The organism is Sphingomonas sp. GW821-FHT12D09 (assembly GCF_058807215.1).
Window position 1 is genome coordinate 1 of the sequence record NZ_JBXAQL010000002.1, and the last position, 13,847, is coordinate 13,847.

The window sequence follows — 13,847 nt, forward strand, 5'->3', positions numbered from 1 at the left end:
ACACCGCGCCGCCAACCATGACCCGGCAATCCAGCCCGATCGGAAAGTCTTTATTGCCCGCCATAGCCGCGCCGGCGGCTTCGCCGTTGACAGCGGCGCGCTCGCACGGCTTTCTCCGCCGCGATGAAGCGCATTCTCCTTGCAGTCGTCGCCCTGGCCGTGATCGCGGTCGGCGTGTGGTTCTTCTTCCTGCGGGTCAGCGGGATCCCGGTCTATACCGCGAGCGTCGTCGCGACGCATCCGCATGATCCGAGCGCCTTCACCGAAGGGCTCTTCTTCAAGGACGGCGCGCTCTATGAGAGCACCGGCGAGGCGGGCACCTCGTTCATCCGCAAGGTCGATCCGGCGACCGGCAAAGTGCTGCAGCAAGTCGACCTGCCCGCGCCCTATTTCGGCGAGGGCATCGTGGCGATGGGCGACAAGCTCTATCAACTGACCTGGAAGGACCAGACCGGTTTCACCTATAATTTCAAGGACATGACGCTTGGCGACACCTTCGCCTATCAGGGCGAGGGCTGGGGCATGACCCAGAACGGCAAGAACATCATCATGTCGAACGGCAGCGACGAGCTGCGCTTCCTCGATCCCAAGACGATGCAGCCGGTCTCGACGCTCAAGGTGACCGCCAATGGGTGCCCGGTCACACAGCTCAACGAGCTCGAGTGGATCGATAACGAGATCTGGGCAAACATCTGGCAGACCAACCTGGTCGCACGGATCGACCCGACCAGTGGCAAGGTGAAGAGCTTCCTCGACGTGAGCGCGCTTGGGCCGAAGACCGACGATCCCGATATCGTGCCCAACGGCATTGCCTATGACGCCGCCGCCAAGCGCGTGTTCGTCGTCGGCAAGCGCTGGCCCCAGCTCTTCGAAGTGAAGCAAGGTGCCTCGGTGAGCAACAATGCCGATGCGGCGAAGCTGACGACCTGCGCCAAATAAGGCTCAGGCCGGAGCGGTGACCCAGCCGACCCTCGGGTCTTCGAAATCGACCACGTCGCGCAGCTCCCAGATATTGGCATAGCCATAGCCGACCAGGTTGATGAAGGTCTGGATGTTGAGGGCGAGCGGGGCAGACTTGAGCGGCACCGGCGCGCGGTGGTTCGAGAAATTGTTGTTGCAGTAGATCAGGATCGGGCGCTCGCGATCCGCGCCGACCAAGGCAGCCAGCGATTCCGCCGTGAAATCGGTGAAGGGCAGATTGACCGCCCCGGCGATATGGCCGCGCGCAAATGCGTCCTTCGAACGGGCGTCGAGCAGCAGCACGCCCTTCTCACTCGCCATTGCCTGGAAGCGATCGAAGGGCAGCAGGCGCTTGGCCCGCAGTTCGCGCACGTCGAAGGTGAGCGTGGCGAACCCGGCATAGTCGATCTGCGGATTGGCAGGCGGATGCGCCGGCGGATCCTGGGGCGCGGCAAGGCTTAGCGCGAGGGCGGTGAGCAACAGCATCGGGGGTCTCCCAGGCCAATCGGATGGGCAAAGATCGCGCTGGGCGGCTGCACCTTTGCTGAACGTCGATTTCGTTGATTCTAGAGTGCGCCGATGCCGGCAAAGTGAAGGGAGTCGACCAACATTGTTTCACTTTGCCGCCGCTTCCCGCTCGCCGGCTGAAACGGGCGAATCGCGGGTTGGTCGTCATGCCAAGGACGTAACCATGCAAAATCCTACATTGAAAGCCCCATGTTCAACGCGTTCGACGGGCGCACGCCACTAGGGCCGATCGACATATGAAGGATCGCCTTGGCGCCGCCTTTCTCTTGTCACCCCGGCCTCGTGCGGGCGCCACCGGGAGGCGAGCGGCGAACAACAAGCTCTTGCCCAGACCGTGAGGCGCTGTGGACCCCGGCACAAGGCCGGGGTGAAGGCGGGAGGTCACGTTCAGCGCCTAGATGTCGAGATCCTGGATCGCTTCCCCTTTTCCCGGGAATGACACGAAACAAAGTTGCGCCCTAGCCGCGCCACGCTACACCTCTTGCCCAAAGAGAGAGGGGAGTTTCGATGGCCAGCCTGTTCCGCCTGAAGCAGATCGTCGCGGAGGAAGACCGGCCGCCCGAGCATCGCCTCGCACGCACGCTGTCCTGGCCGCATCTCGTCGCGCTCGGCGTCGGCGCGATCGTCGGGACGGGCATCCTGACGCTGATCGGCGTCGGCGCGGACCGGGCGGGGCCGGCGGTGATCCTCTCCTTCGTCGTTGCCGGCGCGATCTGCGCCTGTGCCGCGCTCGCCTATGCCGAGCTGGCGACGATGATACCGACTTCGGGCAGTGCCTATACCTATAGTTATGTGAGCCTCGGCGAAATCATCGCCTGGGTGGTCGGGTGGAGTCTGCTCGCCGAATATACGCTCGTGGTGGCGACGGTCGCGGTGGGCTGGTCGGGCTATGCGACGCCCTTCCTCACCAGCCTGGGCGTACCGCCTGAGCTTACCCACGGCCCGCAGATGCTGGGCTGGCAGGTGGCGCATTGGGGCGTCAACGTGCCGGCGCTGTTCGTGGTCTGGCTGGTCTCCGGCCTGCTCATCCTCGGCACGCGCGAGAGCGCGACGCTCAACGCCATCCTGGTGGTGGTGAAGCTGATCGCGCTGGCCGTCTTCGTCGCTGTCGCGCTGCCCTATTTCAACGCCGCGAACTTCGATCCGTTCGCGCCTTTCGGCTTCACCAAGCACGTGAGCGAAGGCGGAGTGGAGCGCGGCGTGATGGCCGCCGCTGCGATCATCTTCTTCGCTTTCTACGGCTTCGATGCGATCTCCACGGCGGCGGAAGAGGCCAAGAATCCCGGCCGCGACCTGGCGATCGGCATCGTCGGATCGATGATCGCCTGCGTCGCCATCTACATGATCGTCGCGGTCGCTGCCGTCGGCGCGCTGTCCTATACCCGCTTCGCCGACAGCCCCGAGCCGCTGGCGTTGATCCTGCGCGAGATCGGCCAGCCGGGGGTCGCCAAGTTCCTGGCGCTGAGCGCGATCATCGCGCTGCCCACGGTGATCCTGGGCTTCCTGTTCGGCCAGAGCCGCATCTTCTTCGTGATGGCGCGTGACGGCATGCTGCCCAAGAGCCTGGCCAAGGTCTCGAAGCGAGGTTCGCCGGTGCGCATTACCCTGTTCACGGCATGCGTGGTGAGCATCTTCGCGGCCTTCCTGCCGATCGACGAGATCGCTGCGCTGGCCAATGCCGGCACGTTGCTGGCCTTTGCCGCAGTCGGCCTGTGCTTGCTCGTCCTGCGCCGCCGTTCGCCCGATGCACCGCGCCCGTTCCGCGCGCCCGCGCCGTGGCTCGTGGGACTGGGGGCGATCTTCGGTTGCTTCTATCTGTTCATCAGCCTGCCCGAGCGCACGCAGATCTGGTTCGGCTGCTGGAACCTCTTGGGTTTGGTCGTCTACTTCGCTTATGCCCGCCGCAACGCAGCAAAGGGGTAGACGATGAGCGGCTGGACGATCGGGATCATCGGCGGATCGGGTCTCTACGATGTCGACGGCATCGAGGATGGCGAGTGGATCTCGACCGAGAGTCCCTGGGGCAAGCCCTCGGACGACTGCTTCGTCGGCCGTGTCGGCCATGTCCGCGTGGTGTTCCTGCCGCGCCATGGCCGCGGCCACCGTGTCTCGCCGTCGGACCTCAACGTCCGCGCCAATATCGACGTGCTGAAGCGCCTGGGCGTGACCGATGTGCTGGCAGTATCCTCGGTCGGCAGCCTGGCCGAGGAGCGCGCGCCGGGCACCTTCACCATTGCCGACCAGTTCATCGACCGGACCAAGGGCCGGCCCTCGAGCTTCTTCGGCGAAGGCATGGTCGCGCATGTGTCGATGGCCGATCCGGTCTGCCCCCGCCTTTCCGCGCTGGCAGCCGACGCGGCCAAGGCTGCGGGTGCTCTGACGCATGTCGGCGGCACCTATCTGGCGATGGAAGGGCCGCAATTCTCGACTCGTGCGGAGAGCCATCTCTATCGCAGCTGGGGCTGCCACATCATCGGCATGACCGGCATGCCCGAGGCCAAGCTCGCCCGCGAGGCGGAGCTGCCCTATGCGCTGGTCGGCATGGTCACCGACTATGATTGCTGGCGCGAGGGCGAGGAGGCCGTCGATGTCGCCACGGTGATCGCCCAGCTCGGCACCAATGCCGACAAGGCGCGCCGGATGGTGATGCACCTGCTGCAGAACCTGCCGGCGGAGCGCCCCGCCTCGCCGATCGATACCTGCCTCGATTTCGCGCTGATCACCGCGGCGAACGCGCGCGACCCGCATTTGCTGCGCAAGCTCGATGCGGTCGCCGGCCGCGCTCTCTCCAACTAAGGATTCGTCATGTCGTTTCTCGCTGCCCTTGCCCTGCTCGCCGCCCAGGACGCACCCGCACCCGATCGCTCGCAGGACATGGCCTGGCAGAGCCAGCAGATGCTGGCGCTCGCCAAGCTCAATGGCTCGGATGGCTGGCACAGCACGCCGGAAGGGCTGCGCTGGCGCCGGGTGAAGGGCGACGGCACGGGCAAGCACCCCACGGTCGCCGACACGGTGACGCTGCATTATGCCGGTACCTTCATCGACGGCGAGAAGTTCGACAGTTCCTATGATCGCGGCGAGCCGGCGACCTTTCCGCTCGGCAGGCTGATCAAGGGCTGGCAGGTCGCGGTGCCACTGATGGGCGTGGGCGACACGTTCGAGATCGCGATCCCGGCCAACCTTGGTTACGGCTTTACGGGCAAGGGCCCGATCCCCGGCGGCGCGACGCTGCTGTTCAACATCGAGCTGATCGACATCCCTGCCGCGCAGTAAGCGCCCCTCCGACTCCGTTTCAGACATATTGCAGCCCCGCGACCGGCATTTCCGCGCCGGTCGCGGGGTTACGTATTTTCCCGTGGTACAGCGCCGGCCCAAGGGGAGGCAGGCTCCGCCTGCGTGCTTCGGAGAGCGTGTTGCCTTTGTGGCACAGCCGCCGACAAATGTTTCTCAATTCTAAATGAAATGTTTCTGCTTCTTTACAACGGAACCGGAGTGAAACACCCTGCAGCTCAGAGAGGCCTTCCTGGGGGGAGAGTCTGCTCGAAACAAACCGGACAAAATCCGGAAAAGAGAGCGAAGGGAAGTTTCATGCTGCAACAGACCACCAACCTGCGGCGTCTTGCCCGCAGCGCAGCGCCACTGGCGCTTGCGCTGGGCATGATGGCGGCGCCGGCATATGCGCAGACCGCGCCTGCCACGGCGACGCAGGACAAGCCTGCCGTCACCGACGAGGGCGATTCGATCGTCGTCACCGGTTCGCTGCTGCGCCGTACCGATACCGAGACGCCGTCGCCGGTTACCGTGCTGACGTCGGACACGCTGGCCAAGGCCGGCATCACCACGATCACCGATGCAGTCCGCTCGATCTCGGCCGATGGCGCCGGCTCGATCGGCACCGGTTTCCAGTCGGGCTTCTCGGCGGGCGGTTCGGCCGTGTCGCTGCGCGGCCTCGGCGTTTCCTCGACGCTGGTCCTTGTCGATGGCCTGCGCGGTGCGAACTTCCCGATCAACGATGACGGCCACAACGCCTATGTCGATCTGAACACGATCCCGTTCAGCCTGGTCGACCGCGTCGAAGTGCTGAAGGACGGCGCCTCGTCGACCTATGGCGCGGACGCGATCGGCGGCGTGGTCAATTTGATCCTCAAGAAGCAGTTCAACGGCGTTGCCGGCACGATCGAAGGTGGCGCGGCCGAGCGCGGCGATGCAGGCCATCTGCGCGGCGACCTGACGCTGGGCTTTGGCGATTATGCCAAGTCGGGCTTCAACTTCTACGTCAACGCCGAATATCAGCGTGACGACCGCGTCTCGAACCACGATCGCGGCTTCCCGTACAACACGCAGGACCTGAGCTCGATCGGCGGCATCGACAACAATGCCTCGGACGGCTCGCTCGTCGTCAACGTGCCGACCGCCTATACCGGCCGTGTCCACCAGAACGACCTCAACAACCCGCTGAGCGGCGCGACCGGCACGCCGCTTTCGGGCATCAACTACACGGCACTTGGCCTTGCCAACTGCACCGGCGGCACCTTCACCGTGGCGACCTCGTCGCAGGCGGGCACGGGCTGCAAGTACGACCTAGTCGACAAGTATCGCCAGATCCAGCCGCTGCAGGAGCGCTATTCGGTCAATGGCCGCCTGAGCGTTCGCGTTGCCGACAATATCGAAGGCTATATCACGGGCAGCTACAGCCGCTCTTATGTCAGCATCCACGGTGCGCCCTCGGCGATCCGCCAGACCCAGCCGTTCGGCGCGGCACCGGGCGTTGCCTCGAGCAACCCGGGCATCGTGCTGCCGGTCTATATCTGCACCTCGGGCGTCAATTGCGCGACTATCGGTGCCCCGGGCCGCGCGCTCAACCCGAACAATCCCTATGCCGCTGCCTATGCCACCGATCCGTCGAACGGGGCGGCGCGCATCTATTACGCGTTCGGCGACATCCCCGCCGGCAGCGAGCGCACCAATGAAGTCTATCGCTTCACCAGCGGCCTGAGCGGCGATTTCGGGGGGGACTGGAACTGGCGTGTCGAGGGCGTCTATGCCCGCGACAATCTGGAGATCAACCAGCACGGCCTGATCAACATCGCGGCGCTGCGCACGGCGATCAACACCGGCTCGTATAATTTCGTGAACCCGTCGGCGAACAGCCAGGCAGTGCGCAATGCGCTCGCGCCGGACAAGATCACCCCGTCGCACTCCGAAATGTACGGCGCCGATGCATCGATCACGAAGGTCGTGACCGAATTGCCGGGCGGCTCGCTGCAGTTCGCCGTTGGCGGCCAGGTCCGTCACGAGATGCTGGAGAACAACAACCAGAACGCCAAGCTCGACACCTATGGCCTGACCACGGCATCGGCGTTCGGCTCGCACACCGTCTCGGCCGCCTATTTCGAAATCGACGCCCCGATCCTGAAGTCGCTCGATGTGACCGCTTCGGGCCGGTACGATCATTATTCGGAAGGCTTCAGTCACTTCTCGCCGAAGATCGGCGCCAAGTTCGCACCGATCAAGGAGTTCGCGATCCGCGGCACCTATTCGCAGGGCTTCCGCGCACCGACCTTCGCGGAATCGGGCGCACGCAGCCAATATGCCGGCTTCGTCACCACGACGCCGCCCTGCGCGTTCCAGCTGGCTCATGGCGGCACCGGTAACACCACCACCTGCGCTTCGGGCGGCAATCCGTACAACCTGGCCTACTCGCTTGGCCGCGGCGTGGCCGGCAACCCGAACCTCAAGCCGGAGACCTCGCGCAGCTTCACCGCAGGACTGATCTTCCAGCCGGTGCGCTGGTTCAGCTTCACTGCCGACTATTACAACGTGAAGAAGTCGAACCTGATCGTCGCGGGTCCGGATATCGGCAAGGCGGTCAGCGCGTATTTCAGCTCGGCAAACCTTGCTGCGGCGCAGACCGCGGTTGCCGCGGTTGGTCCGGGCTATTCGGTCAACACGGTGGACGGCGCCGATCCGCTCTACCCGACCGCGCTGCCCCGCGTGCTGATCATCAACGTGCCTTATGTGAACGCCAACTATGCGATCACCTCGGGCATCGATCTGGCCGCGACGGCGAACTTCAACATCGCACCCGGCGTGAAGTTCACCAGCCGCATCGAAGCGACGCACCTGTTCAAGTACGACCTGCATGCCGCCAACGGCGTGCAGAGCTATGCCGGCACCTTCGGTCCGTACGACCTGTCGTCGGGCAACGGCACGCCGGACTGGCGCGGCAACTGGCAGAACACGCTCGACTTCGGGGACTTCTCGGTCAGCCTGACGACCTATTATGTCGGCAAGATCAAGGAGGTCTCGACCGACCAGCAGGCCGGCCCGCCCACGGCGCCGTACACGACGGATTGCTCGGCGAGCCTGTATCGCAGCACCAACCTCAACCAGTTCTGCTACGTGAATTCGTTCATCAGCAACGATCTGAACATGACGGCGCGCGTGAACGACCAGTTCACCTTCTTCGTCAACGTGAAGAACCTGCTCGATGCGCGGGCTCCGCTGGCACCGGCGGCATATGCGAGCGCGCCGAACTTCCTCACCACCTGGCACTATTCCGGCCTTATCGGCCGCCAGTTCCGGGCGGGAGCGAACTTCCGGTTCTGACAGCGCCCGGAAGTTCATGAAACGGGGCGGTCTCCTTCGGGAGGCCGCCCTTTTTTCATTTGGCGGTGGCGGGGTCCCGCTCGGGCGCGCGCGGATCGAGCGCCGCCTGCTCGACCACCGGGCCGCCGTCAGACCAGCGGGCCTGCTCCATGTGCTTCCAAGCTCGGTGCATGCGCGTGTGCGGTTCGGCCAGACCGAGGCGGGCGGTGGTCTCGTCCCAGCCGTCCGCGGCCTGGACCAGCGCGATCACGCCGGGCTGCGGATCGAAGCTGCCCGCCCAGCCACTGATCGCGCCGGCGTTGGTGAGGGCGAGCGCGGCGGCGGTGAGGGCGATCACGCCGACGGTCCAGCGCAGCGCGCCGCGCGGGTCCGCTTCTTCGGGCAGGTCTGTGGGGAATTCGTAGCTGTCGCGGATGCGCGCTTCCATCGTGGCAATCCTCTTGTCAGAATCGGAAATAGATGAAGGGCGCGACCCCTTCGTAGCGCATCGCGTCGACCACCAGCATCGCCGCCGCCAGCCCCAGCGCGAAGGCCGGGGCGGGCAGGGTGCGCAGGCGCTGGGCCGCCCGCTGCATCGCGTCCCAGGGCAGCGCGTGGATCGCCAGGCCGAACGCGATCAGCGCCACCACCAGCGGCGTCACCGTCATCGTATCGACGCCCGGCGCGAAAATGCCGCCGAGATAGGCGACCGCGTCGTCGAAGCTCGCCGCGCGGAAGAAGACCCAGCCGAGCACGACGACATGGAAGGTGAGCGCCACCTTTGCCCAATACGGCAGCACCAGTGCCTTGGTGATCTCCGAACGCGACCACCAGCGCTCGACGCAGAGCGCCGCGCCGTGCAGCCCGCCCCAGATCACGAAGGTCCAGGCCGCGCCGTGCCACAGCCCGCCGAGCAGCATCGTGATCATCAGGTTGCGATAGACCCGCGTCCTGCCACCGCGATTGCCGCCCAGCGCGTCGATATAGAGATAATCGCGCAGCCAGCGCGACAGGCTGATGTGCCAGCGCCGCCAGAATTCCTGAAGCGAGGCGGAGCGATAGGGCCGATCGAAATTGCGCGGGAACCGGTAGCCGAGCAACGCCGCGACGCCGATCGCCATGTCCGAATAGGCCGAGAAGTCGCAATAGATCTGCACCGCATAGCCATAGGCGGCGAGGATCAGGTCGATCCGCCCGTGCATCATCGGCGCCTCGAACACGGGATCGACGAAGGCGGTGGCGAGCTCCGAGGCGATCACCGCTTTCTTGAACAGACCCCAGACGATCAGCAGCAGCCCCATCGTAGCCATGCCGCGGTTGAGCTGCGGCTTTTGCTGGAACTGCGGCACCAGGTCGGACGCGCGGACGATCGGGCCGGCGACGAGGTGCGGGAAGAAGGACATCAGCAGCAGGATGTCGAGCAGCCGCGCAGCTGACACGCGGCCCTTGTAGACGTCGACCGCGTAGCTGATCCCCTGGAAGGTGAAGAAGGATATGCCGACCGGCAGGATCACCTGCATCAGCGCCGGGTCCTGCTTCACGCCCAGCAGCTCGAGCAGGCTGCCGGCCTGTTCGGCGAAGAAGTCGAAATATTTGAAGAAGCCGAGCATCGCCAGATTGGCGGCCACGCCGCCGAGCATCAGCGCCTTGCGACGCCCGGCATCGTCGCCGCGGGCGATCAGCGCGGCGACGCCCCAGTTCATCACCGCCGAGACGATCAGCAGCGGCACGAAGCGCCAGTCCCAGGCACCGTAGAAGATCCAGCTGGTGACGAGCAGCACCAGCTTGCGCCAGTCGTTGGAAGTGGTGCTCCAGGTGAGGGCGAACACCGCGAGGAAGAACAGGCCGAAGCTCAGCGTGGGGAACAGCATCGTCTAGCGTCCAGGAAAGGCGAAGCGGACGAGATCGTCCTGCAGCAGCTGCGCGAGCGCACGGCCGCCGGCGGAAGTGAGGTGGACATAGTCGCCGCGCATCCGGCCATCGGCGAACCAGCGCACAGCCGCGCAGGGGCCGCCCATCCGCGCCGCCCAGTCCCACCAGGCAAAGCCCATCTCCTGTGCGAGGTCGCGCTGGATCGCGCGGACGCGGCCGAGCGCCGGCGGCTCGAACAGCGGCGGATTTGTGGGATCAGCAGCGGGGCAGCCGGTCAGCACGCCATCGGCATTGGCCTGGAGCGCCGGATTCCGGCTGAGCGCCTGGGGCGGGCCGAGCAGCAGCAGCGGCACGTCCGGCGCGAGCCTGCGCAGCCGGCTGACCTGCTCGATCAGCGTCGCGCGATAGCTGTTCGCATCGAAATGCGGCGCGAAGCCTTCGTTGGTGCCGAAGGCCAGGACGATCAGGTCGGGCGCATAGGCGCGCAGCTCCCGGGCGATCACCGTGTCATCGGTGCGGGCGAAGTGCTGGAGCTGCGAGCCGACGATCCCGAGGTTGGAAAGCGCGACGCCGCCCTGGTCGCGGAAGGTACCCCAACTGGTGATCGTCACCGGGCCGGCATCTGCAATCACCTCGATCGCGGTCTGCGGCATGTCCCAGTGGAGCGTCGTGCAGCGCGGCTCGGCGATGTCGGAATCGAGGTCGATCGTTCGCGTGTCGTCGCTGGCCTTCACGGTCACGCTGCGGGCGCGCAGTCCGGCCATCGCGCACAGCACGAAGCGATCGAAAGCCATGGCTGGCTCCGCGACCAGCCCCATCCGTGCGTCGGGGGTGACGGAGGTGAGGGTGAAGCCTGACAGGCCGAGCGGCGGGCGAGGCGGGGTCGATCCCGGGCCGAAGCTCGCGGCAATCTGCCAGTCGGGCGACATGGATATAGTCACGCCGCGGGTTAGATAACCGGCATATGGTCGGCCAGGTGGCAGCACGCCGCGGCCGCCATTGCCCGAGTCCGCCTGGAGCAGCGCGCGCCAGGCGCCGGTCAGCGCATCGCCCGCGGTGTGGCTGTCGCCGATCTGGAGGATGTGCACCGGCGGCGTGCCCGCGGGTGCGTGCTTCGCCTCTGCCATCTTCGCGGCCCAAGGCGCCAGCGTATCGAAGTTGCACACCGGGCCGGTGCAGGGCGCGCCGGCGAGCAGCAATGCGGCGAGCACGATCACTTGCCGGTTTCCTTGGGAGCGGGGCCTGCGATCGGTCGGGTCGCGTCGACATAGTCGCGGATCCGCCCGGCCAGGCCGCGGGTGATCCAGACATAGCCGGTCATCGACATGTGGATGCCGTCGCCCGCACGGACCAAGGTACGCTCGCCGGTCTTCGGATCGGGGAGATAGGCGGCGTAGGCGTCGCTGGCGTCGGACGCGACCGGGCGGCTGTCGAGGAAGGGCACTTCCAGCTTCGCCATTTCCGAGGCGTAGAAGTCGTTGATCGCGCCGACCTGCGCATCGAACGCGGCATCGCGCATGTGCGGCAGGCCGACCCAATAGACCAGGGCGTCGTGCCGGCGCAGCAGCGCGACATAGCGATCGATCCGCTTGCCGATCTGCGCCTTCCACAGATCGCCCAATAGCGGGGCATGCTTGCCTTCGTCGGTGATGATCCCCTGCACGTCGTTGGCGCCGAACGAGATCACCGCAAGGTCGATCCTGTCGTCGCCCAGCTGTTCGGCGGCATGCGCCTCGAGGTTGAGCGTGCGGTAGCGGGTGAAGCCGCTTGCGGGCTGGCTGTACTTGATCACCTCATAGCCGTCCGCCGTCGTGAGCTGGCGCTGCAGCCCGGACCAGATTCCGTCGCCATAACTGTCGCCGAACACGGCGACACGAACGGCACGGTGCGCGCGAAGCGTGGAGATGAGCTGGCGTTGCGCGGGGGCGGCGCATTGTTTCGCGCCGCTTACCTCGGGCGCACGCAAAGTAGCGTCCTTATGTATAGCGGGCGAACAACTACCGCAAATTACTGTAGAGCCGGCAGGAATGGAGCCTCCGAGAAAGCTGAGACCGATCACGACTCCTACGGACACGCCGATAAGAAGGACCGCGGAACGGTCCATTACTAGTTTTGTGAGGTTCATTGTGAGCCAGTCTATTGGAGCCCGACGCATAAATAGGGTGATATAAAAGTATAGTCCAGATGGATTTTGTATTGACGTAAAATATTTCTCAAGATTATCAAGTATATATACTTAATGATGTCGTTAGCGCCGGGAGTGTTATCGAGGCTATTGCGATAAACTGTCTTTAAATGGCAAAAGTGTAAATATGAAGCAGGGTAATATCACGTCAGGCTATTTGTAAACGTTATTTAGCGGGAAATTTATCGGGATATTTTGTGAACGTCTTGGTAGGCCGCGTCTGGAATCGCGCTTTGGTGCGCTGCGGGTATTTTCTTCTGCGAGTAATTATCAATTTCCCTCAGGACGGACTGAGGCAGGCCGTGGCATTGCAGCGACGAACCGATCGACTCAATTTGCCGACTCGATTCGCAGGCAAGCGATTCGCGTAGGATGGTGCGCCCGGTCGTGCTGGTTGGCATTTCGAAACCGTGATAGACACAGCTACGCAAGCTGTTTGGCGCCTCCATGGGAGAGGAACGATGCCTGCACGCGTGATCCAGGGATTCTTCATCGGTGGCGGCATGCGCCAGCCCAGTGCCCTGCAGTGCCTCGCGCCGGCTAGCGCGGCGACGGTGCCCGGCGTGACGGTGGGCAAGGCGCTTGCGGGACCGCCTCCGCCCAGCTTCGGCGGGCTGGCCGCGGTCAGCGGCGGGCGGCGCCCGGACGGCCGGCGCCGGCGCATGCGACGCGCGCGGTAGCCCAGCCTTTTGGTGCCGAGACCATAGCGATCGATCCGTCGCAGCTGCAGCTGGCGAACGGACGCGGCACGCCGCTGCCCGGCGCGCTGCTCACCAAGATGGAAGCGGCACTCGGCGCCGACTTCTCGGGCGTTAGGGTCCATATCGGCCCGCAAGCTTCGCAGATCGGCGCGGTCGCCTTCACTACCGGCAACGACCTGTACTTCGCGCCGGGACAATATCAGCCCGAAACGGTGCGCGGGCAACAGTTGATCGGCCACGAGCTCGCGCATGTGGTCCAGCAGCGCCAAGGGCGCGTGCGTGGCTCTGCCAATGGACTGTCGGTGGTGCAGGACCGCGTGCTCGAGGCCGAGGCTGACCGGATGGGGATGCGCGCCGCGAACCACGGCATGCCGGTGCAGGCGAAGGCGGCGGCCGGCGCCGGGCACATGGGGGCGATTGCCGTGCCGGGCTCAGTCCATGCGCGGGGCGCGATCCAGCGCTCCAAGCCGGCGCCGAACTCCCTCAAGGCCGCCGCGGCGGCGGCGCGCGCGGCTGCCGCAGCTGCGGCTCCCGCGACTGCGGCGGCGGCTGCGGCCGCGAAGGACACCAGGATGGCGAGCGGCGCGCCGCTTTCCGGCACCAGCACCGGCGGCGAAACATCGAAGGGCAACGGCGTTCATGCCACCGCCGACGGCACGGCCTATAACGCCGCCAACATGTCCGACACCTCGCATCATGCCGAAGCGCAGATCTGCAAGGCGTGGAAGGATGCGGTCGCCGCGATCAAGCAGGCAAGAGGGGCTGCCAAGGCGGACGAGGCCGCGAAGGTGGCCAGAAGCATCTCGATCGATGCCTGGCCCTGTTCCACCTGCGACACGCGACTTGCAAACACGGCGCGGGACCTGGGCTGCAAGATCACCGTCACGGTGACGGACGACTATGGGCTCTATTCGAAGGACCACGGCCACACTGCCGAGCTGAAAGGCACGATCACCTACGGATGAGCGCTGGCCGGGCAGGCAGCAAAAAGGCCGCGGCGGAATGTCCGCCGC

The 13,847-nt window shown here is 65.4% G+C and carries 12 protein-coding genes; 7 read left to right on the forward strand and 5 right to left on the reverse strand.

Translation table 11 applies throughout. The annotated features are described in order from the left end of the window. The first annotated feature begins 123 nt into the window (after positions 1-123). Positions 124-939, forward strand: a complete 816-nt coding sequence (locus tag AC1RPL_RS09790) for a glutaminyl-peptide cyclotransferase (protein WP_493069115.1) — start codon at positions 124-126, stop codon at positions 937-939. 3 nt (positions 940-942) lie between these two features. Here AC1RPL_RS09790 and AC1RPL_RS09795 read toward each other — a convergent pair whose 3' ends face one another. After that, on the reverse strand, positions 943-1,446 hold the full coding sequence (locus AC1RPL_RS09795; protein WP_493069116.1) for a rhodanese-like domain-containing protein: 504 nt from the start codon (positions 1,444-1,446) through the stop codon (positions 943-945). Positions 1,447-1,995: 549 nt separating this feature from the next. Between AC1RPL_RS09795 and AC1RPL_RS09800 the strand changes: the two genes are divergently transcribed. From AC1RPL_RS09800 to AC1RPL_RS09815, 4 genes are all read left to right on the forward strand, one after another. Then, positions 1,996-3,411 carry an amino acid permease gene (locus tag AC1RPL_RS09800; protein ID WP_493069117.1) on the forward strand — a complete coding sequence of 472 codons (1,416 nt, stop codon included), beginning with the start codon at positions 1,996-1,998 and terminating at the stop codon, positions 3,409-3,411. A gap of 3 nt (positions 3,412-3,414) precedes the next feature. After that, positions 3,415-4,284, forward strand: a complete 870-nt coding sequence (gene mtnP / locus AC1RPL_RS09805) for an S-methyl-5'-thioadenosine phosphorylase (RefSeq protein WP_493069118.1) — start codon at positions 3,415-3,417, stop codon at positions 4,282-4,284. Between the two features lie 9 nt (positions 4,285-4,293). After that, complete coding sequence (locus tag AC1RPL_RS09810) at positions 4,294-4,761, forward strand: FKBP-type peptidyl-prolyl cis-trans isomerase (RefSeq protein ID WP_493069119.1); 468 nt, start codon at positions 4,294-4,296, stop codon at positions 4,759-4,761. Positions 4,762-5,076: 315 nt separating this feature from the next. Next, positions 5,077-8,097, forward strand: coding sequence for a TonB-dependent receptor plug domain-containing protein (locus AC1RPL_RS09815; protein ID WP_493069120.1), 3,021 nt, complete (start codon positions 5,077-5,079; stop codon positions 8,095-8,097). A 55-nt stretch (positions 8,098-8,152) separates the two neighbouring features. On the opposite strand, the gene AC1RPL_RS09820 is transcribed toward AC1RPL_RS09815, so the two are convergent. The 4 genes from AC1RPL_RS09820 to AC1RPL_RS09835 are packed head-to-tail and all read right to left on the reverse strand — an operon-like array spanning position 8,153 to position 11,914. Further along, positions 8,153-8,524 carry a hypothetical protein gene (locus AC1RPL_RS09820; protein WP_493069121.1) on the reverse strand — a complete coding sequence of 124 codons (372 nt, stop codon included), beginning with the start codon at positions 8,522-8,524 and terminating at the stop codon, positions 8,153-8,155. Between the two features lie 16 nt (positions 8,525-8,540). After that, entirely contained in the window at positions 8,541-9,947 is a 1,407-nt protein-coding gene (locus AC1RPL_RS09825; RefSeq protein WP_493069122.1) for an MBOAT family O-acyltransferase, read from the reverse strand. Between the two features lie 3 nt (positions 9,948-9,950). Then, a complete protein-coding gene (locus tag AC1RPL_RS09830; RefSeq protein WP_493069123.1) occupies positions 9,951-11,165 on the reverse strand; it encodes a GDSL-type esterase/lipase family protein in 1,215 nt (404 codons plus the stop codon). After that, the gene (locus AC1RPL_RS09835; RefSeq protein WP_493069124.1) at positions 11,162-11,914 is read right to left on the reverse strand and encodes an SGNH/GDSL hydrolase family protein; all 753 of its coding nucleotides are present in this window, start codon (positions 11,912-11,914) and stop codon (positions 11,162-11,164) included. Before AC1RPL_RS09835 ends, AC1RPL_RS09830 begins: the two co-directional genes overlap by 4 nt. A 680-nt stretch (positions 11,915-12,594) precedes the next feature. On the opposite strand from AC1RPL_RS09835, the gene AC1RPL_RS09840 reads away from it, so the two are divergent. Together AC1RPL_RS09840 and AC1RPL_RS09845 are read left to right on the forward strand one after the other, a co-directional pair. Next, positions 12,595-12,813: a hypothetical protein gene (locus AC1RPL_RS09840; RefSeq protein WP_493069125.1), complete on the forward strand. Its 219-nt coding sequence runs from the start codon at positions 12,595-12,597 to the stop codon at positions 12,811-12,813. A gap of 74 nt (positions 12,814-12,887) precedes the next feature. Continuing rightward, positions 12,888-13,799, forward strand: coding sequence for an eCIS core domain-containing protein (locus tag AC1RPL_RS09845; RefSeq protein WP_493069830.1), 912 nt, complete (start codon positions 12,888-12,890; stop codon positions 13,797-13,799). Positions 13,800-13,847 lie beyond the last annotated feature (48 nt).